The organism is Corynebacterium sp. LaCa_23, assembly GCF_058182375.1.
Map to the genome: position 1 here is coordinate 2,355,761 of NZ_CP190825.1, position 22,426 is coordinate 2,378,186.

The 22,426-nt window shown below is 59.2% G+C and carries 27 protein-coding genes; 14 read left to right on the forward strand and 13 right to left on the reverse strand.

Going from position 1 to position 22,426, the window contains the following annotated elements; all coding sequences use genetic code 11:
* Positions 1-19: 19 nt before the first annotated feature.
* The 3 genes from ACP8IT_RS11110 to ACP8IT_RS11120 are packed head-to-tail and all read left to right on the forward strand — an operon-like array spanning position 20 to position 3,206.
* Positions 20-1,156 (forward strand): amidase, encoded by a 1,137-nt coding sequence (locus ACP8IT_RS11110; RefSeq protein WP_490290111.1) that lies wholly within the window; start codon positions 20-22, stop codon positions 1,154-1,156.
* Positions 1,153-1,863 carry a CPBP family intramembrane glutamic endopeptidase gene (locus ACP8IT_RS11115; RefSeq protein ID WP_284610692.1) on the forward strand — a complete coding sequence of 237 codons (711 nt, stop codon included), beginning with the start codon at positions 1,153-1,155 and terminating at the stop codon, positions 1,861-1,863. Before ACP8IT_RS11110 ends, ACP8IT_RS11115 begins: the two co-directional genes overlap by 4 nt.
* Before the next feature lie 59 nt (positions 1,864-1,922).
* Entirely contained in the window at positions 1,923-3,206 is a 1,284-nt protein-coding gene (locus ACP8IT_RS11120; RefSeq protein WP_490290112.1) for an LCP family protein, read from the forward strand.
* 8 nt (positions 3,207-3,214) lie between these two features.
* Here ACP8IT_RS11120 and ACP8IT_RS11125 read toward each other — a convergent pair whose 3' ends face one another.
* The 4 genes from ACP8IT_RS11125 to ACP8IT_RS11140 form a co-directional block, all read right to left on the reverse strand.
* The gene (locus tag ACP8IT_RS11125; RefSeq protein WP_005285316.1) at positions 3,215-3,403 is read right to left on the reverse strand and encodes a hypothetical protein; all 189 of its coding nucleotides are present in this window, start codon (positions 3,401-3,403) and stop codon (positions 3,215-3,217) included.
* 86 nt (positions 3,404-3,489) lie between these two features.
* Positions 3,490-4,410 (reverse strand): DUF5926 family protein, encoded by a 921-nt coding sequence (locus tag ACP8IT_RS11130; protein WP_284623345.1) that lies wholly within the window; start codon positions 4,408-4,410, stop codon positions 3,490-3,492.
* 20 nt (positions 4,411-4,430) lie between these two features.
* Positions 4,431-5,135: a glycerophosphodiester phosphodiesterase family protein gene (locus ACP8IT_RS11135; protein ID WP_005279693.1), complete on the reverse strand. Its 705-nt coding sequence runs from the start codon at positions 5,133-5,135 to the stop codon at positions 4,431-4,433.
* Positions 5,135-6,082: an L-lactate dehydrogenase gene (locus ACP8IT_RS11140; RefSeq protein WP_005285324.1), complete on the reverse strand. Its 948-nt coding sequence runs from the start codon at positions 6,080-6,082 to the stop codon at positions 5,135-5,137. Before ACP8IT_RS11140 ends, ACP8IT_RS11135 begins: the two co-directional genes overlap by 1 nt.
* An 87-nt stretch (positions 6,083-6,169) precedes the next feature.
* Between ACP8IT_RS11140 and ACP8IT_RS11145 the strand changes: the two genes are divergently transcribed.
* Positions 6,170-7,912, forward strand: a complete 1,743-nt coding sequence (locus ACP8IT_RS11145) for an alpha/beta-hydrolase family protein (protein WP_284623346.1) — start codon at positions 6,170-6,172, stop codon at positions 7,910-7,912.
* On the opposite strand, the gene msrA is transcribed toward ACP8IT_RS11145, so the two are convergent.
* The gene (msrA, locus tag ACP8IT_RS11150; protein ID WP_490290113.1) at positions 7,909-8,556 is read right to left on the reverse strand and encodes a peptide-methionine (S)-S-oxide reductase MsrA; all 648 of its coding nucleotides are present in this window, start codon (positions 8,554-8,556) and stop codon (positions 7,909-7,911) included. The two genes, ACP8IT_RS11145 and msrA, sit on opposite strands and share 4 nt — an antisense overlap.
* A 164-nt stretch (positions 8,557-8,720) precedes the next feature.
* Between msrA and ACP8IT_RS11155 the strand changes: the two genes are divergently transcribed.
* From ACP8IT_RS11155 to ACP8IT_RS11165, 3 genes are all read left to right on the forward strand, one after another.
* Positions 8,721-9,323 carry a superoxide dismutase gene (locus tag ACP8IT_RS11155; RefSeq protein ID WP_005279684.1) on the forward strand — a complete coding sequence of 201 codons (603 nt, stop codon included), beginning with the start codon at positions 8,721-8,723 and terminating at the stop codon, positions 9,321-9,323.
* A 125-nt stretch (positions 9,324-9,448) separates the two neighbouring features.
* Positions 9,449-10,600 carry an MFS transporter gene (locus ACP8IT_RS11160; protein WP_302526663.1) on the forward strand — a complete coding sequence of 384 codons (1,152 nt, stop codon included), beginning with the start codon at positions 9,449-9,451 and terminating at the stop codon, positions 10,598-10,600.
* A 10-nt stretch (positions 10,601-10,610) separates the two neighbouring features.
* Positions 10,611-11,909 carry a copper oxidase gene (locus tag ACP8IT_RS11165; protein ID WP_284609843.1) on the forward strand — a complete coding sequence of 433 codons (1,299 nt, stop codon included), beginning with the start codon at positions 10,611-10,613 and terminating at the stop codon, positions 11,907-11,909.
* On the opposite strand, the gene ACP8IT_RS11170 is transcribed toward ACP8IT_RS11165, so the two are convergent.
* A complete protein-coding gene (locus ACP8IT_RS11170) occupies positions 11,906-13,339 on the reverse strand; it encodes a TM0106 family RecB-like putative nuclease (protein WP_490290114.1) in 1,434 nt (477 codons plus the stop codon). The two genes, ACP8IT_RS11165 and ACP8IT_RS11170, sit on opposite strands and share 4 nt — an antisense overlap.
* A 68-nt stretch (positions 13,340-13,407) precedes the next feature.
* Between ACP8IT_RS11170 and ACP8IT_RS11175 the strand changes: the two genes are divergently transcribed.
* Both ACP8IT_RS11175 and ACP8IT_RS11180 read left to right on the forward strand, forming a co-directional pair.
* The gene (locus ACP8IT_RS11175) at positions 13,408-14,040 is read left to right on the forward strand and encodes a DUF6474 family protein (protein WP_284631857.1); all 633 of its coding nucleotides are present in this window, start codon (positions 13,408-13,410) and stop codon (positions 14,038-14,040) included.
* A 185-nt stretch (positions 14,041-14,225) separates the two neighbouring features.
* Entirely contained in the window at positions 14,226-14,537 is a 312-nt protein-coding gene (locus tag ACP8IT_RS11180; protein WP_005279679.1) for a histone-like nucleoid-structuring protein Lsr2, read from the forward strand.
* Position 14,538: 1 nt separating this feature from the next.
* Here the strand turns inward: ACP8IT_RS11180 and ACP8IT_RS11185 are convergent, their stop codons facing one another.
* Both ACP8IT_RS11185 and ACP8IT_RS11190 read right to left on the reverse strand, forming a co-directional pair.
* Complete coding sequence (locus ACP8IT_RS11185; protein WP_023029700.1) at positions 14,539-15,177, reverse strand: response regulator; 639 nt, start codon at positions 15,175-15,177, stop codon at positions 14,539-14,541.
* A 37-nt stretch (positions 15,178-15,214) separates the two neighbouring features.
* Complete coding sequence (locus ACP8IT_RS11190) at positions 15,215-16,378, reverse strand: sensor histidine kinase (protein WP_005279677.1); 1,164 nt, start codon at positions 16,376-16,378, stop codon at positions 15,215-15,217.
* On the opposite strand from ACP8IT_RS11190, the gene ACP8IT_RS11195 reads away from it, so the two are divergent.
* Positions 16,377-16,907, forward strand: coding sequence for a DUF2020 domain-containing protein (locus tag ACP8IT_RS11195; protein ID WP_284609848.1), 531 nt, complete (start codon positions 16,377-16,379; stop codon positions 16,905-16,907). The genes ACP8IT_RS11190 and ACP8IT_RS11195 overlap by 2 nt on opposite strands.
* Here ACP8IT_RS11195 and ACP8IT_RS11200 read toward each other — a convergent pair.
* Together ACP8IT_RS11200 and ACP8IT_RS11205 are read right to left on the reverse strand one after the other, a co-directional pair.
* Positions 16,904-17,056: a hypothetical protein gene (locus tag ACP8IT_RS11200; RefSeq protein ID WP_005285347.1), complete on the reverse strand. Its 153-nt coding sequence runs from the start codon at positions 17,054-17,056 to the stop codon at positions 16,904-16,906. The genes ACP8IT_RS11195 and ACP8IT_RS11200 overlap by 4 nt on opposite strands.
* Positions 17,056-17,718, reverse strand: a complete 663-nt coding sequence (locus tag ACP8IT_RS11205; protein WP_284609849.1) for a class E sortase — start codon at positions 17,716-17,718, stop codon at positions 17,056-17,058. The genes ACP8IT_RS11200 and ACP8IT_RS11205 overlap by 1 nt, the downstream gene beginning before the upstream one ends.
* Positions 17,719-17,761: 43 nt before the next feature.
* Between ACP8IT_RS11205 and yidC the strand changes: the two genes are divergently transcribed.
* Complete coding sequence (yidC, locus tag ACP8IT_RS11210; RefSeq protein ID WP_284630714.1) at positions 17,762-18,706, forward strand: membrane protein insertase YidC; 945 nt, start codon at positions 17,762-17,764, stop codon at positions 18,704-18,706.
* Here yidC and ACP8IT_RS11215 read toward each other — a convergent pair.
* The 3 genes from ACP8IT_RS11215 to ACP8IT_RS11225 all read right to left on the reverse strand — a co-directional run bounded on the left by ACP8IT_RS11215 (position 18,663) and on the right by ACP8IT_RS11225 (position 20,680).
* On the reverse strand, positions 18,663-19,271 hold the full coding sequence (locus tag ACP8IT_RS11215) for a TetR/AcrR family transcriptional regulator (protein WP_005279669.1): 609 nt from the start codon (positions 19,269-19,271) through the stop codon (positions 18,663-18,665). The genes yidC and ACP8IT_RS11215 overlap by 44 nt on opposite strands.
* Positions 19,272-19,349: 78 nt before the next feature.
* Positions 19,350-19,601, reverse strand: coding sequence for a GlsB/YeaQ/YmgE family stress response membrane protein (locus tag ACP8IT_RS11220; protein WP_284609850.1), 252 nt, complete (start codon positions 19,599-19,601; stop codon positions 19,350-19,352).
* 179 nt (positions 19,602-19,780) lie between these two features.
* Positions 19,781-20,680: a universal stress protein gene (locus tag ACP8IT_RS11225; RefSeq protein ID WP_023029486.1), complete on the reverse strand. Its 900-nt coding sequence runs from the start codon at positions 20,678-20,680 to the stop codon at positions 19,781-19,783.
* Between the two features lie 183 nt (positions 20,681-20,863).
* Between ACP8IT_RS11225 and ACP8IT_RS11230 the strand changes: the two genes are divergently transcribed.
* The 3 genes from ACP8IT_RS11230 to ACP8IT_RS11240 are packed head-to-tail and all read left to right on the forward strand — an operon-like array spanning position 20,864 to position 22,369.
* Positions 20,864-21,847 (forward strand): pseudouridine synthase, encoded by a 984-nt coding sequence (locus ACP8IT_RS11230; protein ID WP_490290115.1) that lies wholly within the window; start codon positions 20,864-20,866, stop codon positions 21,845-21,847.
* Between the two features lie 46 nt (positions 21,848-21,893).
* Entirely contained in the window at positions 21,894-22,187 is a 294-nt protein-coding gene (locus tag ACP8IT_RS11235; protein ID WP_490290611.1) for a hypothetical protein, read from the forward strand.
* Positions 22,148-22,369 carry an integrase core domain-containing protein gene (locus tag ACP8IT_RS11240; protein WP_490290612.1) on the forward strand — a complete coding sequence of 74 codons (222 nt, stop codon included), beginning with the start codon at positions 22,148-22,150 and terminating at the stop codon, positions 22,367-22,369. Before ACP8IT_RS11235 ends, ACP8IT_RS11240 begins: the two co-directional genes overlap by 40 nt.
* Positions 22,370-22,426 lie beyond the last annotated feature (57 nt).

Consider the following 22,426-nt stretch of genomic DNA (forward strand, 5'->3'; position numbering starts at 1 on the left):
CCCACTAGACTGGTGCGCCATGGACTTTTCCATAGAACGACTCCGCGCGGATGTGCAGGGCATGGGCCCCGCAGAGCACGGTTTTACCTACCTGGATCTGCACCGCGCGCCCGCCCGCACCGGCCGGCTGCGCGGGTGGGTCCTATCTGCAAAGGATCTCAACGATGTCGCGGGCACGCCCACCACTTTGGGCAATGCCAAGCGCACGTATTATCCCGCGGTCAGCGAGCCGTTCATCGCGACATTGGAGAAGCAGGGCGCGGTATTCATTGGCAAGTCCTCCACCCCGGAGTTGGGCTTGCGCGTCGATACCGAGCCGGTGGATCTTCCCCACCCCGATAATCCTCTTTATCCAGGCCGCACCCCGGGCGGCTCTTCTGGCGGCGCGGCCGTCCAGGTAGCCCGCGGCCTCGTGCGCGCGGCGCAGGCCAGCGATGGCGGCGGTTCCATTCGCGTTCCCGCAGCCGCCTGCGGGGTCGTGGGCTTTAAGCCTGCGGGCAGCAACCTCGGCACGGAGGGGTTTATTACCCGCACCGTGGCCGATAATGCGTTCCTGCACGGCCACCGCATGATCACCCCGCGCGCCCGCATTGGGCTCTTGCTGGAGCCGCTTTTTGCCGCGACCCGGGTGGAAGCCCACCACCTGCGGGCGGCACGCGAGGCCGCAGATCGGCTGCGCACCGCGGGGTTTGAGGTCGTCCCCATTGCGCCTTATCCGCAGGCAGGGGCCACGTTTGCGCACTTCCGCGAGATCTTTACCTCCCGGTTTGTGGGTCTGCCACAGGCAGAGGGCTACGCGGCTTGGGTGGCCCAGCAAGGCGCTACCGTATCCGCCGCCGAGCTAAGCGCCGCGCAGCGCCATGTCCGCCACCTCCCGGAGCTCCTAGCGCAGCAGTGGCGGGTCGATGCCATTATCACGCCCATGCTCACCGCGGATCCCCCGCCGCGGGGGCATTTCCTGTCCCTTCCGCACGCGGAGAATTTCGACGCCCAAACGCGCTGGTCCCCGTGGGCCTCGCTGTTTAATATGGCCCAATTGCCCGCCATCTCCGTTCCTTGGGCCATCCCCGCGCACCCGCCCGTCGGCGTGCATGTGGGAGGCATTACGCTTTCCGATGCCCAACTTTTAGGCCTCGCCCACCTCCTGCACCCATGACCAAGAATCTCCGCGCCGAGCTGCTCATCGTCCTGACCCTGACCTTTGGTATTTCCGGGGTCCGGGCGGTGCTGCGGCTTATCAATTCGCTGGCCGCCCCGCAGTCGCTCAATGAGCAATCCGTCACACTCAACTCCAGCCAATCCGCTCTGGCGTGGGTGGATTTGGGCCTGCAATTGTGCTCGGCGGCGGTCCTGTTTGCTTATGGTGCGCTGGTACTTTTACTGCTGGCACAAGACCACATTAAACCGGCCGCCTACCGCGCCTCTGATTGGTTGCACGGCGCGGGACTCGCCGCGCTCATCGGCCTCCCAGGGTTAGTTTTGTATTTCGCCGCGGTGCAGTTTGGCTGGAGCAAAGAGGTCATCCCCGGTGACTTCGATAATGCGTGGTTAGAAATCCCGGTGTCCCTCATCAAGGCCGCCGCCAATGCCTTTGCGGAAGAGACCGTGGTGGTCATGTGGCTGATGACCAGGCTGCGCCAGGCGAGCTGGACGCTGCCGGCGGCCTTGGCGGCAAGCTCTATCCTGCGCGGTTCATATCACCTGTACCAGGGGGTATCGGCCGGTTTTGGCAATATCATCATGGGCGTAATCTACGGCTACTACTATCACCGCACCGGCCGCGTGTGGCCGCTTGTCATCGCGCACTTTCTTATCGATGCCATCGCTTTCCTCGGCTATTCCTTCGGTCTTTCCGTGCTTTAATAGTGGCGTGCTCGCGAAGAAAGCGGGGGAATTGGCCGGCGCCTTGTAAGGTATAGCGCATGACTGAATCAGGACGAGATCCGCATCGGGAGGCGCGCCGCGCTGGCGATAGCTCATCCAGTGAGTTCGTCCTTGGGGCCGATGGCCGTCCCCTCAAGGACCGCTATGGTCGGCCCATTCGCCGCCGACCGCGCACGAATCGTTCCGAGCCGCATCAGCACATCCCGCGCCAGGAAACCCCTACCCGCTACCCCAGCCAGTACCGGGCCCAGCAGCAGCGTTCCGCGCAGCAACCACCACAGCAACGGCCGCCGCAGCAGCGACCACCACAGCGATCGCAGCCGCAATCGCCGCAGCAGCTGCAACAGCGCTACCAGCCACAACAAGCTCAGCAACCGCCCCGCCGCCACTCTAAGCCGCACAGCCGCCGGAAAAAGACCAATCCGGTCAAGCGGTTCTTTGGCTGCGCCGGCATCTTTGTCCTCGTCGTCGTGGTGTGCAGCCTTATCTTCGCGCTGTGGGCCGATACGCGCCTGACCCGCGTGGATGCGCTCCCGGATGAGCAGGTGGCCAATACCTCTGGCACCAATTGGCTGTTGGTGGGATCCGATTCCCGCCAGGGCCTATCCGAAGAAGACCAACAAGCGCTCGGCACCGGTGGCGATGTGGGCGAGGGACGCACCGATACCATCATGCTCCTGCATATCCCGCGCTCCGGCCAAGCCCAGCTGGTCTCCATTCCGCGCGATAGCTACGTGGAAGTACCAGGCTTCGGCATGGATAAGATCAACGCCGCCTTTGCCTACGGCGGGCCAAAGCTCCTCACGCAAACCGTGGAGGGCAATACTGGCCTGCACATTGACCACTATGCCGAAATCGGTATGGGTGGTTTGGCCAATGTGGTCGATTCCGTCGGCGGCGTTGATATCTGCGTGCCAGAGCCCATCAATGACCCGTTGGCGGGCATCGATCTGCAGGAAGGCTGCCAGAAGCTAGAGGGAAGCGATGCGCTGGGTTATGTGCGCACCCGCGCCACCGCAATGGGCGATCTTGACCGCGTGCAGCGCCAGCGCGAGTTCTTCGCGGCGCTGCTAGATAAGATCACCTCCCCAGCCACCCTGATTAACCCCTTCCGGTCGATTTCCCTGATTAACCACACCGCTTCCTCTTTCATCGTGGGCGATGGCGACCACGTATGGCACCTAGCCCGCGTAGCACTTGCAATGGGCTCCGGCGTGGATACGGAAACCGTTCCCATTGGCGGGTTCCAGGACACCGTCGTGGGCAATGTCGTGCTCTGGGACGATGAAGGCGCCCAACAGCTCTGGGACTCCATGAAATAGGACTGAACTCAATCTTCGTATCGGAAAAACGCTATTGAGAAACCAGCAAGTGTGGTTGCTATGAAGAATTCAGGGAGAATTCTCCACTCCACAGGATCCATAGAAAGCATCCTAATTATGCCAAGGATGAAGGCTATTGCGCCGGCGGCTGCGAAAGCCCAGGCTATGCGCCGAGGCCCTGAGTTTTTCTTGTTCATGCCTTAACTCGTCCTAGCTAGATTGCGAAGAAAGCGACCCTTTCCTCCTCGTGCTGTAGGGAAAGAGCCGCTTTGGTGTGGTTCGTTTAGCGCAACGTCACCTGGCGGGACTTGATGTTTTCTAGCTGCTTGCGCTCTTCTGCGTTCAATTGCGCGTCATTGGAGATTTCTTCTTCCAAGGCCTTATCTACGCGCGCGAGCTTGTCCTCATAAGAGGAATAATCAACCTCAGGCTGCACGTCAAAGACGGGAGCGATGAGGCCGTGGGTGCGGAAGACTCCGGCGAACTTGGTGTCCTCGCCCAAGTTCAGCTCGCCGCGCGCGGCGACTCGCGCCAGGGCGTTGAGGAATGCGGCCTCATCGTCGTTCGGGCGCACCCAGCGCACATGCGCTTTGCCGCCGCCGGCATTGGCCCAAAAGGCGGTACCGGTAATATCGTTGCCCACCTGGTGGGATTCAATAACCGAGTCATTGGCGGCGCGCATGGACTGCGATACCTCAGGGGTGACCTGCGCGCCTTCCGGGATCCACCAACTGAAGTCCTGGTGGACTTCGATGTCGAGGGTAGTTGCGGCATCGATAAGCTCACTAAGCTCCGGCTGCGAGCCATCGGCCGCGGTCGATTCCAAGGTAGAGCCTGGCTCGTTGTTCTTGACCCAGTTCAGGGCGAAGGCCAGATCCCGGCCAGGGTTGTGGGTGTGGGACTGCACCTGGAGTGCCACAAAAGCATCGCCGCCGAATTCCTCATCGCGGATCAGCGCCGCGGTGGCGCCCGGAAGGACGGTGGAGACGTAGACGTTCCTATCGCAGCCCTTCACGTCGAGCTTGGCAAAAGCGGAGGGCACGAACTCTTGCATGGCAACGAGGGAAGCCTCCGCCGCGAGGCCGCTATAGGGGCGCGGGTCTTTTTCCAAGGCGGCGCGCTCTTTGGCGCGGGCAGCAAGCTTCGCCTGACGGCGGGACATGCCCTCAGGCAGATCTTCTTGTTTCTTTTTCTTCTTGGCCATGCCTCCAAGATACCTGCTTTCTACAGCTCAATAGCGCGCAGGGCCACCTCCGGCTGATTGGTGGCAAGCATGTCCACGCCATTGGACCAAGCCCACTTCATGTCCTCCGGCTTATCAACGGTCCACATATACGTGGGCAAGCCCTGCGCACCAATAATGGCCGCCTGCATCTTGGCGCGCAGCAGGGAAACCCCCAGGGCGCTCGGCCGCGACCACATGAAATCCGAGCGATTAAAATGGCGTTCCCAATCTCGGCGCAGGTAAATGCGGTCAATGTGCGGTGCCAAAATCTTCATGCGCCGGATGGCTTTATGGGAAAAGGAAATAACGTGCATGCGCGGATCCTCATCGAGCCCGGCGGCGCGCAGCCGTTCCATGACCCGCTTTTCCAAGGCGCTGCCTTGCCCGGAGGGGTGCTTGGTTTCAATATAGAGGTGGTGGGGCTTGTCCCCCAGCATGGCCAGGAGGTCATCGAGAAGCATCATGCGCTGCCCCTTGCCGATGTCGACCTCACTCAGCTCCCGCCAGTCCATCGCCGAAACCCGCCCGGCGCGCCCCGTCGTCCGCTCCAAGGTGGGATCATGCTGGACCACCACCTTGCCGTCGCGGCTTAACCGCACATCGCACTCCACGCCATGGATGGGAAGCTCCAGGGCCTTTTCAAAAGCTAAGGGGGATAGCTCCGGGTATTTTCCGGAGTATCCCCTATGCGCGACGATGTGCACTAGCCAAAGAACTTTTCTTTGATGTCATTGAGCGTCTTTGCAGAAGCGTCGAAACGCTCCTTTTCGTGCTCGTTGAGCTGCAACTCCACCGGGCGGACGATGCCGGTGCGGTTTACGATGGCCGCGGTGCCGATGTAGAGGTCCTCCACGCCGTACTCGCCCTGCAGGTAAGCAGAGACGGGAAGCGCCACGTCTTGGTTCTGGATAATCGCGGCGGTAATGCGTGCAAGCCCCATGCCGATGCCATAGGAGGTCGATCCCTTTGCATCGATAATGGAATAGGCGGCGTCGCGGGTTTCTTCAAAGATCTTTTCAATGCGCTCGGCGTATTCCGGATCCTTTTCCAGCTTCTGCGAAAGCGGGACGCCAGCGACATTCGCGGTGGAGACGGCCGGTAGCTCAGAATCGCCGTGCTCACCAATGATGTAAGCGTGCACGGACTTCGGTGCCACGCCTTCCAATTCACCCAGCATGTAGCGGAAGCGCGCGGAGTCCAGAATCGTACCGGAGCCGATGACCCGCTTGTGGTCAAAGCCGGAGGCCTTCCATACCGCATAGGTCAGGATATCGACCGGGTTGGAGGCGACCAAGAAGATGCCGTCGAAGTCATTAGCGATGACATCTGCGACGATGCTGTTCATGATCTTGACGTTCTTGTCCACCAAGTCAAGGCGGGTTTCGCCGGGCTTTTGGGCGGCGCCGGCGCAGATGACGACCATGTCAGCGTCCGCGCAATCCGCGTAGGTTCCCTTGGTGACGCGGGTACGCTGTGGCGACCAGACCACACCGTGGTTGAGGTCCATGACATTGCCTTCCAGCTTCCGCTCATCGATGTCGATGATGGCCAGGTGGTCGACGATGCTCTGGTTGACCAGTGCGTAGGCGTAAGCGACTCCCACGTCACCCGCGCCAATGAGAACGACTTTATTTCCTACATGCTTTGCCATGACCCTATTGTGCAACGCCCAGCGGGGTTTTGCATGCGTAATGTTTCACACTGCACAACGCGGTACGTTCTGGGATAATGGGCAACCATGAAACGCGCCTTCAGCCGCGCTGCACTAATTTCTCTTGGCGTAGTCGCGGATCTCACGCCCGTCGTCCGCATGACCAGTCGGCAGACGTTGCCGCCCCATATGTCGGCCGGAATCTTAGGCGCAGAGCTGGCCACGTGGGCCGCCGTATCCCCATCCCTGCTGCCCCGCCCGTGGTGGGTAACGGCGGCCAATGTATCTATCGGGCAAGCCATCGGGCACCTCGGGGCGGCCTCGACGAGTTTCGTGCTCAACCGGCTGGGCAAGCGCCCCCAAGATCGCTTGGGCCCGCAGCACCGCCAGATTTTGCACTTAGCTATTGGCGCCGGCACCGCCTTCAACGCGGCGCTCTCGCTGCGCAACCAGGAAAAGCAGGCGGGTCTGGTCAATAAACAACTGGTTCGCGGTCCGGCTACCGCGGCCATCGGCCTAGCCGCCGGCACCGCCGGATACGGCGCGCTGCTACTGGTAGGCGAGGCGGCACAACTGACCGTGACCAAATTATCGCGTCAATTGGGCCGCTGGGTTCCAGCACTCGTGGCCTGGCCGGTCGTTACCGCAGGGCTCACCGTGGCCGCGGTGGGGCTATCGGACCGCGTGGTATTCCGACGCTGGATCCGTTCGCTCTCCCACAAGGCACAGCGCTTAAACAAGCAAATCTTTCCCGGCACGTCCATGCCCTGGGAGCCGGAGCGCTCCGGCAGCCCATGGTCACTTGAACCTTGGTCCGCGCTGGGGCAACAGGGGCGGCGCTTTGTCTCCAACGGCCCGCGCGCCCGCGATATTCGCACCATCACCGGCGCTCCCGCCAAAGAACCCATCCGCATTTATGCCGGCTACATCCCCGGGCGTTCCTTTGCCCAAGCGGCAAAGAAGGTGCGCTCAGAATTGCAGCGCACCGGTGCGCTGCGCCGGGATACCATCGTCATTCAGATGCCCGCGGGATCCGGGTGGATCAATAACTGGAGCGCGAGCTCCTATGAGTTTTTGACCGCCGGTGATTGCGTCACCGTCACCATGCAGTATTCCTACCTGCCCTCGGTTTTCGCTTACCTCGTGGATAAAAACGCGCCCAAGCGCGCCGCGGCCGAGCTCATTTCCGTGGTGCAAGAAGAAATTGACAAGCTCCCAGAAGAAGACCGCCCGCGGCTCTACCTTGCAGGGGAATCCCTGGGTGCCTACGCCATTATGGATAATTTCCAGAACAAGGAAGAACTCCTCGCGGCTTGTAGCGGCGCGGTCTTTTCTGGCCCGCCGCGGATGACGCGCTTTACCCAGCGCCTGCGCCGCGATATCGGCTCGCTCGAGCGGCTCCCCGTCATCGATGGCGGGCAACACGTCCGCTTTGTTGCCCAACCGGAGCACTCGCGCCGCGATGCCTTTGGCAACGATTTTCCTTCCAGCTGGCGCCGGCCCCGCGTGCTCATTGCCCAGCATGCCTCCGATGCCATCGTGTGGTGGGACCTGAACCTGATGTTTCGGCGCCCCACCTGGATGCACGAACCCCAACCGGAGACACTCCGAGCGGATACGCTCCGCCACCTGCGCTGGGCACCGTTTATTACCTGGTGGCAGATTGGCCTAGACCAGATCAACTCCCTGAACGTCCCAGGTGGCCACGGGCATAACTACTTTCAGGAGATGCTCTGGTACTGGAATGAGGTCCTAGGCTCCCAATCGCGCCTGAACCTCACTCCTAAATTAGCCCGGAAAATCGCCGGTTTTATCCGGCTCGATGCCTAATCGCACTTCACACCGGTGCTGTGGTGCGGGCAGTACCCATTCGGCACCTTGTGCAGGTACTGCTGGTGCTCGTCTTCGGCCAAGTAGTACTCGCCAGAGTCCGTATCGGCTAAGCGTTTTACTTCGGTCGTAGTTTCCCCAACACCAAATTCTTTCAGCTTATCCGCGTAGCTATCCACGATTTCCTGGATTTCCTCCCGCTCTTCTTCGGTGCGGGGATAAAACGCGGAACGGTACTGCGTGCCCACGTCATTTCCTTGGCGGAAGCCCTGCGTTGGATCGTGCGCCTCCAAGGCCTTCACCACGAGCTCGCGCAAGGAGATCTTCTCCGGGTCATAGGTGACCTCCACGGTTTCTGCATGGTTGGTTTGCCCGCGGCAGACCTCATAATACGTGGGGTTCGGGGTCGTGCCACCGGCGTAGCCAACCGAGGTGGACTCGACGCCATCGGTCTCCCAAAACATCTTTTCTGCACCCCAGAAACAGCCCAGGGCAATCAAGATCGATTTCTGGCCGTCCTTCCACGGACCGGTAATTGGGGTATTCAGCACCGCGTGCGGGGCTGGGTCCAAGACCGGCTCGCTGCGGCCCGGCAGGGCATCTTCCGCAGCCACCATCTTCGGCTCTGGTTTAAACATCCACATTAGGTAATGCTCCTTTCTCCATTTCCCTTAATAACGTTGTACTGGGCAAATAGATTCCCGGGCCACTAAATATTCGCGGTAATTGCAGATTTCAAATTAATCATGGCGAAATCTTTCGATCGTGCCTATCATCGGGACACGTACCCGAAGAAAGGATTACACAAATGGCTGTTTACGAACTTCCTGATCTCCCATACGCATACGACGCACTGGAGCCACACATCTCCGCAGAGATTATGGAGCTCCACCACGACAAGCACCACGCAACCTACGTGAAGGGTGCTAACGCTGCCCTCGAGGCACTGGAAGAAGAGCGCAACGGCGAGGCTAACCCGGACCGCATCCGCGCCTTGTCCAAGAACTTGGCATTCAACCTGGGTGGCCACACCAACCACTCCATCTTCTGGAAGAACCTGTCCCCGAACGGTGGCGGCCAGCCCACCGGCGAGCTGGCAGAGGCTATCGACCGCGACTTCGGTTCCTTCGAGAAGTTCCAGGCACACTTCGCTGGTGCTGCTACCTCCCTGCAGGGTTCCGGCTGGGCAGTGCTGGGTTACGACCACATCGCTGACCGCCTGATCATCGAGCAGCTCACTGACCAGCAGGGCAACGTTTCCGTTGACTTCACCCCGCTGCTCATGCTCGATATGTGGGAGCACGCTTACTACCTGCAGTACAAGAACGTGAAGGGCGACTACGTCAAGGCCGCTTGGAACGTCTTCAACTGGGACGACGTTGCAGAGCGTTTCGCTGCAGCTAAGAAGTAACTTTTAACTTAGTTACTTTCCGCCGCCTTTCCTTACTGGAAGGGCGGCATTTTTATGCTTGCACTAACCCCATCAAGGGTGTGGCACAATTTACACCGCCGCCTGTGAAGAGAATGCTGGTACGCATGACCAGAAACCGGCGCGCCACCATCGCCATGCTCCTGTTGGGTTTGGCGGTGTTTTCTAGCCTCTATACCACCCAAGCAATTTTGCCCACGTTGGTAACGGATATGGGCATCTCGCACACCGAGGCGGCCATGACTGTTTCGGCCGCCACCGGCGCGTTGGCTATCTGCGTGGTTCCTGCGTCCATTCTTTCTGAGCGCTATGGGCGCGGGCGCATCCTCCTCATTTCCGCCATCGCCGCCACCATCCTGGGCCTTGTTGTGCCCCTAGCCCAAGAGAGCTGGCAGCTCATTGCCCTGCGCGGGCTGCAGGGCGCGATGTTGTCCGGCGCCCCAGCTACCGCAATGGCCTGGCTTTCAGAAGAGCTCGAGGATAATGCCTTGCCTAAGGCGATGGGCCTTTATATCGCGGGTAATTCCGTGGGCGGGCTCACCGGCCGCATCATTCCCGCGGGCTTGGTGGAGTTTTCCTCGTGGCGCTGGGCGCTGCTCGGTTCCGCCGTAGTCTCCCTGGCCTTTGCCATCACCTGCTGGCTCCTCCTGCCCGCCCAGCGGAATTTTCACCCCAAGGAAATTCACTTCCGCTCCGAGCTGAGTGCGGTCTTTGGGCACTGGGCGAATAAGGATCTCGCCACACTATTTATCGTCGCCTTTTTATCCATGGGCACGTTCGTGTCCATGTATAACTTCCTTACCTTCCGCCTAACCGGGGATTTTGACCTGTCCCCGGCGCTGGCTGGTTTTACCTTCCTGTTTTATCTCTCTGGCACATGGTCCTCGGCCCGGGCGGGCACGCTGGTCGCGCGCATTGGGCACGGTAAAACCATGGTCGGTTCCGCCGCGCTCTTTACCGTGGGCATTATCCTCTGCGCCGGCAACCTAGCCATGACTCTTATCGGCATGGTGTGCCTGACCGTCGGTTTCTTCGCGGTGCACTCCACAGCGTCTGGCTGGGTGGGGCAACTGGCCACCCACGACCGCGCCGAGGCATCCTCAATGTACGTTTTCTGCTATTACCTGGGCTCTTCCATCGTGGGCGCCTTGGCAGGCGTGCTTTTCGATGCCCTCACCTGGCACCAATTCATCGCCTGCTTCACCGCCTTCGCGCTCGCGCTCACGGCGCTGACTTGGACCAAGATTAAATCCGACTAAACTCGGTTTTATGCCTCAAGATAAGTGGTCGAGCCGCACCTGGCACCGCAAAGCCTCACGCCCCGTGTCCATCTGGATGATGGTCTTCATCGTAGTGGGCGCAGCGCACATATTCGTGCCCAATTATCGCTGGGTACTTATCCACCTCTTCACGTTGGGCCTGGTCACCAACAGCATCCTGGTGTGGTCGCAGCACCTGACTGAAAAATTCGTGCAACAAAAACTGCCGGATTCCGCCCGCCCCAAACAGCTCGCGCGCATCTATATCCTCAATATCGGCATCATCATCGCCGTCGCGGGCCAAATCCTCGTGCAATTCTGGGCTCACCACTGGATACTGACCCAGATCGGTGCCACGCTTATCGCGCTTACCGTTTTATGGCACGCGGTGTCCCTGTTTGCCCAGTGGCGAACAGCTAAGGATAAGCGCTTCCGCCCAGTTGTCGGCGCCTACGTGCTATCCGCGCTGTGCTTGCCGGTCGGTGCGGTCTTCGGCGCGATCCTGGCCATTCACCCGGGTGATCCGCAGTTGCTCTTGGCCCATATCGCCGCCAATATCGGCGGTTTCATCGGCCTTGCTGCGGCAGGTTCTTTGACCATCCTCTTTCCCACGATCTGGCGCACGCAGGGCACCAATGAGCGCATGTCCTCCTCGTTCGCGCTGCTTACCTTGGGCGTGGTGGCAACGTCCATCGGCGCGTTTCTGAACTTCCCGCAGCTTGGGCTGATCATCTATTGCATCGGCTGGATCTTGAGCCTGCAGCAGTGGCTTGGCAATGTCATCGACGTCGCCCGCGCACCGCGCGACCGCGTTAACTTTGCCTCCGTCTCGGCGCTGATGGCCACGCTCTGGCTGGTGCTATCCCTGGCGTACTACACCACGCAGCACTTCCTCGTGGCAGAACCAGGGCTTCCTACGCTCGGCCTCGTGGTGGGCTTTGCGGCGCAGCTGCTCATCGGAGTCATGAGCTATCTTCTTCCCACCACCATGGGCGGTGGCCCCGGCGCGGTCCGCGCGGGGCTTCAGGAGCTGGATCGGTGGGGCCTGTTGCGCGCCACATTCGTCAATGGGGGGCTGCTCATCTGGATGGGCACGGATATCTCCTTGCTCAAGGTGGTGGCCTCGCTACTATGCATCGGTTCTTTGGCGGTCTACCCCATATTCATTGCCCGTGCGGTCAAGGCCCAAAAGCAGGTGTTGATGAAAAAGGCGGAAGGTCCCGCGCCGAAAACCACCGCGGACTGGAACCAAATCTATATCGGCATCGCCATCCTGGCGGTAATCTACGCCCTGTTCGCGGCGCTCTAGAGCTCCGGGATTCCCGGCGCGCCGGCGCTCATCCACTCGCGCACTATCCGGGTGGCGTGGACATCGCCGGCGTTATAGTCCAAAAGGCGCTGCCGGACGCTCATATCGCCCGCTAGGGCCTCCCGGCGCGCGTTGACGGATTCTTCGCCATCAAAGTCCTCTTCCGGCCACCGGAATCCCGCCACTGGGGCCACCACTTTGAGCCCCAGCCCAAAGGGCCCCGCGAAGGATCTCTTCACGTAGGCAAACATATCCACCCACTCTGGGGAAGAGATAAAATCTTCTACTTCCCGTTCATCCACCTCCCGGAAGCGCTGCGCGGAGCGGCGCATCCAGTGGTTCTCGCCGTGGGCGGAATAGCAATAAGCGGCAAAGGTCTTGCCCTCCGTGTGCGCTTTATCGCGCAGCCGCATTAACCACCGCCAAAATTCGGCGAAGTTCTCCGCCTCGGCGCGCCCGCCCAGCGGCTCCCACGTCACGAAGGGGTGGTACTCGCCCTCGAACCACGCGCCCCACAGGTAAGCGCCTTGGTCCATGTAGGCCTCCATGTCCACATCCACCTCGACATCCGCCCGCGGCACCGACGTATCCCCGCGGCGCAGCAGCGTCTGCCCGGCACGCCACGCGGCGGCGAGGCGGGAGGGCTCGCCCAAATCGGCATCGATAAGCGCCTGCACCGTGGTAATGCCGCGCTCGCGAAAGGGGCGGGCGCGATCGCCCGGTAAGAAAAGGGAAATATCGTCCGCCGCCACCAGTTCTTGTTCGCACAAGGGCCAGAACCTGCAGCTAGTGCACTCTTTGACCCGCACCGGCGCGGTGGGCAGCGGCTTATCCCAGGCGCGCTGCACGTCAAACTTCGCCGTCTCCGTGAAGAAGGCCTGTTGGCGATCCTGACCGATGGCCCCGCCCCGCCCGGAATTCAGGCCCATGTCCTCTAGGGCCTCGGCGGCTAGCGCCAAACGATAGCCATCGACGGCATGGTGGCGGGCCTTATACGGAACCTCCATGGGCTCGCTCATCCCAAGGCGGTGGGTGGGCACGGCAAGCGTAGTTTTCTTTGGGTCCTTGCGCGCGACGCGGTGGTTGCTCACAATAATGGGGGTATAAGAACCCGCCTCCCGCAACAGCAATTCCACGTGCACTTTCCACTTTTCGGTGGCAAAGACCGCATTGGTGATGTGGGTATAGCCGGAGGCAATGGCCTCCAGCGTGGCCATGGCGCGTTCCCAATCGTCACCTTCTAGATCGATGCGCCGGAAACGGCCAGGGGCTTTACGCGGGAATAACTCCATGACCGCGTCTACGGCGGCGCTGTGGCGCTCGGCCCGAGCAATCGAGGCTCGGGTGCGCGGAATCTCCGGGTGGGCGCGCCGCTGCGCCAAGCGATAGCGGCACCCAACGAGATCCGAAGCTACAACGACATCCTCCACACCGGGTGAGCTTAATAGAACAGCAAGGTAATGTTGAATCCAGACTCGATCGAACGTAAGGGAAAATAATGAGTATCCTCAAGAAATTGAAAAAGGCTCGCCAGGAAGCACGCGCGCAGGCCAAGGCGGCGAAGGCGCGCGCCAAGGCTGAGGTAAAGGCCCAGTCGAAGGATCGTCGCCGCCAACAAAAGCTCCTTGCCAAGCAAGAAAAGCACCTTCTTAAGACCGAAGAAAAGGGTCTCAAAAAGCGCCGTAAACACGAACAGAAGATGGCGGAAAAGGAACTGGAAAAGCTGCGCGAGGGCCACTTTAATGCCGGCAAGGTCAAGCGCTATGCAGGTGCATTGCGCACCGCCGCCCCGCTGTTGCTTCCCCTCGTTTATCGCGCATTTGTGGGCCTTAAGTCCGAAAAAGAAAAGCGCAAGGCCCACAAGGCGGGCGTAAGTTCGGCAGAAATGGCCTCCTTTTCCGGCTACGGCGCGCCGCTCAAGGCCCGCACCGCCAGCATCCGTAATTCCCTCAAGGACGTGGATCTGCCCGCCGGCTTCAAGCGGGACGTGCGCGAGCGCCTCGAAGAGGTTGATGCCGCGATCGATAACGCCGAATTCATGACGGAACAGCAGCGCCGCCGCGCGCATAAGACCATTAGCGGAGAGATCGATTCCGTTACCGCGGAGATTCAGCAGCGCCTGGGCGAATAGTTTCTCCTCCGCCTCCCATCGCCGTTCACCTTTTAGGTGGCGGCGATATTTTTATGCGCGAGGGCCACTAACTAAAACTTTATTGTCTACTATTTTCCACACTGGTAGAATTGAATTAGAGTTAATTCGGATTCCAAATACCGGTATTAGGTAAACATATCGATGCAATAAACCATGGAGGTACTATGGCACGCCGCGAAATCACGCAATTTTATGATGACCTTGATAATCAACTCATTGGTGAGGATGAATTAGAGGTAGTCCGGTTCAGCGTCAATGGGCGCAGCTACTTGATGGATCTATCCCGCGACAATGCCCGCCGCTTCCACGAGGCAATCGCCCCCTTTGTCGAGGCCGCACATGCCGCTCCCGATGCGGAATCCCCACAGGTCGATCCACGCAAGGTCCGCGAATGGGCGCAAAAGCAGGGCCATGACGTAGCACGCCGCGGCAAGATCCCCCAGAACATCATCGACGCCTACAACGCGGCCCACTAGATTAAAGCACGCCCTGTTCCCTGGCGGCCGCCACCGCGGAGGTGCGCGAGCGCACGCCCAACTTGTCATAAATGTGCACGAGGTGGGATTTCACCGTGGCCTCAGAAAGCATAAGGTCTTGGCCAATCTGCCGGTTCGAGGCCCCCGCCGCCACCAATTGCAAAACCTCTAGCTCGCGCGGGGTCAATGAAGTGCGGGGCGTGCGGACCCGGGTCATGAGGCGATCGGCCACGATGGGCGAAAGCGCCGAGTCCCCCTCCGCCGTCGAATGGACGGCATCCAAAAGCTCCTGCGGCGGGGCGTCTTTTAGGAGGTAGCCCACCGCGCCTGCTTCGATGGCGCCGAGGATATCCGCATCGGTGTCGTAATTGGTGATGACCAGCACCTTGGGCGGCGTGCTCATGGAGGAGCGAATCTGCGCGGTGGCTTCGACGCCACCCATCACGCGCGTTCCCTCGAGGCCCGCCCCGAATCGCAGGTCCATGAGGATGACATCGATACCACCTGCTTGCGCCGCGGACACAGCGGCCTCCGCCGTCGCTACCTCGCCCACGACGTCGATATCTTCTGCGCCTTCGAGCACCGAACGCAGCCCCAGCCGCACGATCTCGTGGTCATCTGCCAAAAGGACCCGAATCACGACATCCCTCCTATCGATGTTTTTCTCAACCAAAAGTTTAATCTACCGCCTTATCCAAGGGCATACTAACTGACACAGCCGTGCCCTCCCCCGGCGCGGATTCTATGACCACATCGCCGCCTAGCTCCTGCGCGCGGCGCCGCATGGCAGATAGGCCAATATGCCCCAGCCCCGCAGGCGCGCTTTCCACCGTCGCGGGCTCAAAACCCTGCCCATTATCCACCACATCCACGCGCACCTCGTCGGTTTCATAGGTGACGGTGATCCGGGCGCGGCTGGCACCGGCATGCTTGACGATGTTCCCCACCGCCCCCTGTGCAATCCGCAATAGCGCCGCCTCTATTTTCATCGGCAGCTGTTGCTCCGCACCCTCGCTGTCGACCTCCACCTGGAACCCCGCCGTAGCGGCGAAGTTTTCCGCCATGCGCGTCAGCGCCGCCTCGAGGGACGTCTCCGTTAGAGTGGGCGGCTGCAGCGCAGCAATCATGGCCCGCGCTTCATGCAGGTTATCCGCGGCGGCCCGCCGCGCAAGCTCAATGCGCCGGCGGGCGGCGGGAATGTCTCCCTTATCCAGATCCCGGTCGGCGGAGTGCAGGAGCATCTGAATCGATGACAATCCCTGGGCCAAGGTGTCATGAATCTCGTGGGCGATGCGCTGGCGCTCGGCCACCATGCCGGCATCTCGTTCCGTGGCCGCCAATTGCGTGCGGGTTTCTATGAGCTCCCGGTTCATGCGCGATAGGGTGCGAAACGCATACGTAATCGCCACAGTGACCAGCGCCGAGACCGCCGGGCCCATCACCCCGCCAAAGGTCAGCCCTCCCGGTATCTGCACCACGATGGTAAGAACGGTAGCGCCAATCACGCATAGGATACCCGCAGCCATATCCAGCACGGTCAGGTACAAAAAGTACATGACGAATACCAGGTAGATGGCGGCGGGAGCCACGAATAGATCCGCGCCCCATAACACCGTGAGGATGCTTATCCACAGGTAGTGCATGGGCCGCGGCCACTGCTCCGCATAGATCGATCCCGCAAAGTAGACCGCCGCGAACCCCACCAATAACAATAGGTTGATAAGGGACTGGGATAGCGGCATTTTCACCGAGGTAAAAATGCCCACCACCAACAGGACCGCAGTTAAGAAATGAATGCCGGTGCGCAGTGCATCGGAATCCCGATCTAATGTGGAGCTCATGCGCAAAAGCCTACTTGTCCTTCTCGCCGTGACCGGAATAGGGATCGCGGGATGCCAAACCGAACAAGCAGACCAGACCGAACCGGAACACGAGGTGGCATCGGAAAGCACCGCCGTCAACGTCGCACAGACCGCAGAGGTCAACGAGTGGAGCGATTGTCCCTATATCGATCCCGGTTGGCTGGAAAATACCAACGGCGAGCGCCTTACCAAGCAGGGCATCGACACGCGCTTTCCCACCCCCGCGTGTGTCTTTTGGTCCTATCAAGACAACCCGCAAGCTACCGTTATCGTGCGCGATTTGCCCACCGTAGAAGACGCCCGCGCCGCGGTGGATTGGGCTGCGCCAATCGATGCCACCGAGCCCGCCTCCTTTGCAGGCTGGGAGGGCGGACGGGGCATCGTCAATGAGCAGGCCGTCTACGCCGTACAAAAGGATACCCACGCGGTGCTGGTGTGGAGCAATCAGCAACAAACCTTCAAGTCCGAGCAGATTGCCCAAGAAGCCATTGCCAATTTAGGGCTTTAAACCGCGACGTCGTTATAGGGCATCATCGGCGAAACCCAGGGGAAGACGACCTCCATGAGGAGGAAGAACACTCCCACCGCAATGGCGATGGCGAGCAGCGCCTTCACTGGCTTCGGCCCCGGCAATAGGTTCCACAAAGCGCGATACATTACTTAGCTTCCTTTCCAACTTCCATCGCGTGCACGATCATGCGCTCGGCGTTGGAAAATTGTGGGTGACAAGTGGTGAGGGTCAGCATTCCCCGCGTAGGGTCCGCTTCAGTTCCTGGCACGGGGTCGATCACTGAGACATCGCCAGGCGTGGTGATATGCCGGCCGGCAACATGGCTATATTCTTCCGGTACTTCATCGAAGCAATCTGCGTGCTCGCCATCAATGGGCAACACCTTGTAGGTAATCTTTTCCGTTTGGGTTTCGATGATGATGTCATCGCAGGTATGCAAGGAACCCAAGTCATTGAATGGGGCACCCTTGCCCACGCGGTGCCCAGCCACCGCAAAATTCCCCGCCTCACCTGGCATTTGGGTGTCTTCATAGTGGCCGGGGCCGCGCAGAAGATCATCGTCATCCGTGCCTTGGATGATGGCAAAGTGATAATCCGAACCAAAGGAAGGGATGCGCATCTGCGCGAAAGCCTCTCCCAAATCTGGGTCCATTTTCTCCCGTGGGTTGCGCCACTGCTGTTCCAGCTTTGCATTGGCCTCATCCTGTAGCCGCCCTGATTCCACATTTGTCCAATAGGCTTCATAGAATGCAAAGAGGACCAAAACCACGCCAATGGTAAGCATGAGTTCCCCAAGAACTTTAGTCATGCTTTAACACCCTAATATATACCGCCACATCGAAAGGTTAAGCATGTTCGAAGTCTTCATGTACCCGGTTTCCGGAATCATGAAATTCTGGCATTGGCTTATCGGTAGCTTCGTCGATGAATCCACCGCCTGGCTTGTTTCCATTATCCTGCTGGTGATTACCGTCCGCGGTATCGTCTCCCCGCTGAACTGGATGGCGCTGCGCTCTGGCCGCATCAGCGTCCTCATGCGCCCAGAAAGCACGCGGATTAACGAGCAGATGAATCACGCCGAAACCACCGAGGAGATGGCGGAGCTCATCCAAAAACAGCAGGATTTGTCCAAGAGCTATAACTACAAGCCTGCTGCCGGCTGTATTCCCCCACTGATTACGATCCCCGCCTTCCTTGGCTTGTACCAAGTCATCTTGCGCATGTCGAATATCGAACAGGGCTCGTCCACGGTGGGCATGCTTGATGCTGCCGATGTCGCAGCCTTCCGGGAGACCACCTACTCCGGGGTCCCCATCACGGACTTCGCCCGCGATCATGGTGATCTGCTCAATCCCATCGTGATTGCCGCCATTGCCTTTACCCTGGCCAACTCGATCATCTCCGTGGTGCGCAGCTTCCTCACCACGCAATTTGATCAAAAGGTCAACCGGCGGATCTTCATTATCATCGGCATCCTGCTGATTGTGGCGCCCATCTTGCTCTGGCACCTGGCCCATAGCGGTCCGCTTCCCGTCGCCATCATCCTGTACTGGGGCTGGGCTTACCTGTTCACGCTGGTCCAAACCATTGTCTTTGAGATCATGCTGCACAAGCGCTACCCGCTCACGGAAGAAGTCCACGAGATGCGCCGCGAGAGCATCCGCGCATGGCGCCAGAAAGATAAAAAGCCTGCCCTTTCCAAGGAGGAGAAGAAGCGGGTCAACCGGCTGCGCCTGGAGGCGCGAAAATACCTTAAATCGAATAATCAGCAGGAGGGGCCGACAACATCTGAGTAGCCAGCTCGCGGGCCGTATATAGCGGCCCGGCTTCCTTGGTCAAGCGGGCTCCGGCGAGACCTCCATCAAGGAAAATCAAGAGCTGGCTTGCTTGAGAAGCCGAGGGATAGCCATTGCGCTCCGTCAACAGCGCCGTCAAGGTGGAGTGCACCCAATTGCGATGCTGCATGCAAGCCGCAACGATGCCGCGCTCTGAATCCGTTTCCGGCCGTGGGTACTCGCCCGCTGCATTCAAGAAGTGCGAGCCGCGAAAACCTTCTTCCGGCTCTTCCTCAATAACCTTGTCAAAAAAGGCCAAAATCTTCTGATCCGGATCCTGCATGGCAGCCGTGCGCTGCTCCCAGTCTTGGCGGAACTGCTCGTCCAAAGACTCTACATAGGCAATGACCAAGGCATCCTTGGACCCAAACAAAGAATATAGGGACGCCTTGGCTACATCCGCTTCGCGCAAGATGCGGTCAATACCGATGACGCGAATGCCCTCGGTTTTAAAGAGCTTGGTTGCAGATTCCAGCAGCCTGCTTCGCGGGCTGGGCCGATTGCGGCGCGACTTCTTCTCTGCCATGGATTCCTCTCTACAACGACAAAACCGGTTCATCTATACTTTATAGACAAACCGGTATGTACGCTAATTATATGCGGACTATTGCTTCACTTTGTCCACAATCCACAGCAAAATACAAGCACCCGCGGTGGCCGCGACGATGGAGAAGATCCATCCACCGCTAGCCTCAATGTTGAGCAGCTGGATGATGCTGCCACCGATGAGGCCGCCGATAACACCCACCACTAGGTTGGTAAACAACCCGTGGTCACGCTTCATAATCTTCTCCGCCAGCCAACCGGCGATGATACCAACGATGATCGAGGTGAATAGACCCAAACCTAGTCCCATGATTTCCTCCTAATATAAACGTATCGAGTATTTCCCAGTGTAAACCCCTGTGACTCAAGTAGGGATAACAAATACGACACATTTGTGTAGCAAAGTGGCTCTAAAACACCAGAAGCGCTCCACTCCCTAGCTGCAAAAGCCGGGGAGAAGAGCGCCGGGAAGTCAGGCTAGCGAAAGATTTAGCCTTCGTCGTCTGGGCGCACCACCATCATCGGGCACGGTGCAGACTGCAACAACGCGCGGGAGGTAGAGCCAAGGACCATGCCCTTGAACCCACCGCGTCCGTGGGAACCAACGACGAGAAGCTGCGCACCCTCGGCAGCCTCCGTCAGCGCACGGACGGGGCGGTCACGGGTGATCTGCTTCTTCACCTCAACATCTGGGAACTCTTCGCGCGGCTCCTTCAGGTTTTCTTCCAGTACCTCGGTCTGTTCCTTTTCAATTTCTGCCCACTCAGATTGAGCTGCAGAAAGGCCGGCCAGGGATGCCTGGATTTGCATATCCATCCAGGTGTGCACGGCAACGAGGGCCGCGCCGCGAGCCTGAGCCTCGCGGAAAGCATAGGAGGTGGCCTTCTGAGAGACCTCGGAACCGTCCACACCAACGACCACCGGGCCATACTTGGTGGAATCGGTGACGTTATTATCTTCACGAACCACCACTACCGGGCACGCAGCGTGTGAAACAACCGCGGCGGAAACAGAGCCCATAACCATGCCGGACAGGCCGCCCATGCCGCGGGAACCCATCACGACCATGGTGACGTCATGGGACATTTCCAGCAGCATGTCGATAGGAGAACCCTCTGCGATGGTGTGCCCAATCTTGAGCTCTGGGGCTACCTCGTGAGCGATTGCACGAGCTTCCTCGATCTTTTCCAGGGTCTCGTCCTGCAAATCATCGTAGAGGTCCTTCGGCGGGACCATACCTTCTGCATACAGGAACTGCGGTATGGTGTAGCTCGAAGCGATGCGCAGGGGGATTTCCCTCTTCATCGCCGTATTTGCTGCCCAACGGACGGCGTTCTTTGAGGCGTCAGAGCCGTCGACGGCGACGACTACAATGTCTTCCTTAGCCATGATCTTTCCTTTCAGTGGTTATAACTTAATTATAGTACGGATTAGGCTTAGTGGTTGACAGTTGCAGGATCAGAATTGGACGGAGAGAAAATTTCGAGGAGCATCCGGAATACGTCCCTTAACACCGCGCCAATTCCGTCAGAGAAAAAAGCCATCACCTGGTCCGCGAGAGAATTAATATCCATGCCAAACACACTAATACATCGCAGAAAAGGATTCACCCCTTTGCCCATCAAAAATGGGCTCAACCCTACGCGCGTGCGCACGCCGGAGGCAGGCCTTAGCACCTGGGATTTTCTCAGCGAAGTCATCTCCTCCCAGCGCCACCGCCACCCCAATGATGATGCACAGGCACTACGCGAGCGATTTGCCGCGGGCGAGGTGGTCCTGCGCGATCAAACTCCCCTGAAGCCAGGTACCGTGCTCGGCAAGGATGTCGATGTCTTCTTCTACCGCATCCCCGCACCAGAAATACCCGTACCCTACGACATCCCCATCATCTATGAAGATGACAACATCCTGGTAGCCGATAAACCCCCATTCATGGCCACCATGCCGCGCGCCCGGCACATCGTCGAAACCGCCACCGTTCGCCTCCGCCGTTCCACCGGAAATAACGAATTAGTGCCGGCACACCGCCTCGACCGCCTTACCTCCGGCCTCCTTCTATTCACTAAGCACAAGGATGTCCGCGGCGCCTACCAGTCCCTCTTCGCGGAAAAGAAAGTCCACAAGACCTACCAGGCGGTCGCGGAATTCCGCCGCTTGCCGACGCCCCTCCAATGGTCCTCCCACCTGACTAAAACCCCCGGTGAAATCCAGGGCCGGATAGCAGATGGTGAACCGAATGCTTTCACCACACTAGAATCGGTAGAACCCATTGATAAGGCCCCTTATGAGAAGGTTCACGGGCCACTGCCTGACCTCGGTATCTACACCCTAAAGCCACAAACTGGGAAGACCCATCAATTGCGGCTGCACATGTGGCAGGCAGGCATACCGATCCTCGGCGATCCGGTCTACCCCACGATCTTCCCCGAGGAGTCCGAAGACATGGCCGTACCCATGCACTTAACAGCGACGGCCTTAGAATTCACGGATCCACTCAGCGGAAAGCCACGCCATTTCACCTCTGGCCTTCCATTGGCCATGCACAAGTTGCTTTAAGCTGTGGGTGGCCGACATTACCTACGTGCGTACGAAGAAAGGCTTTGTGTATGCCACGTTTGTCACTGACGTTTACTCCCGGCGGATCGTCGGATGGGCATTATCGGACTCGATGCGCACTTCAGGCATTGCCGCTGCAAGCACTCAATCAAGCGACCCAAGTGTGCGAGGGAAACAACAGGTCTTATTCACCATTCGGATCACGGCTTATAGTACGTCAGCGTTGTCTACAACCAGCGACTTGCCCAGCACGGGATCACTGTTTCTATTGGGATTGTTGGCGACTGAAATGACAATGCACTGGCTGAAAACGTTAACGGCTCTTACAAGAACGAGCTGATCCATACTCGCAGGTGGAATGACGTTGTCGAGGTAGAAATCGCCACGTTTGAGTGGGTGTCATGGTGGAACGAGGTAAGGCTCCACCAAAGCTTGGGATATCGAACCCCGGCCGAGGTGGAGACCGATTTTTGGAAGAAGAACTCGCAACAGGGAATAATAGAAATCAAGGAACATGCCTAGGAACAAAACTCGGGGCACTTCACTCATGGAATGAGCGACAAGGCTCCTAGCTGGTTT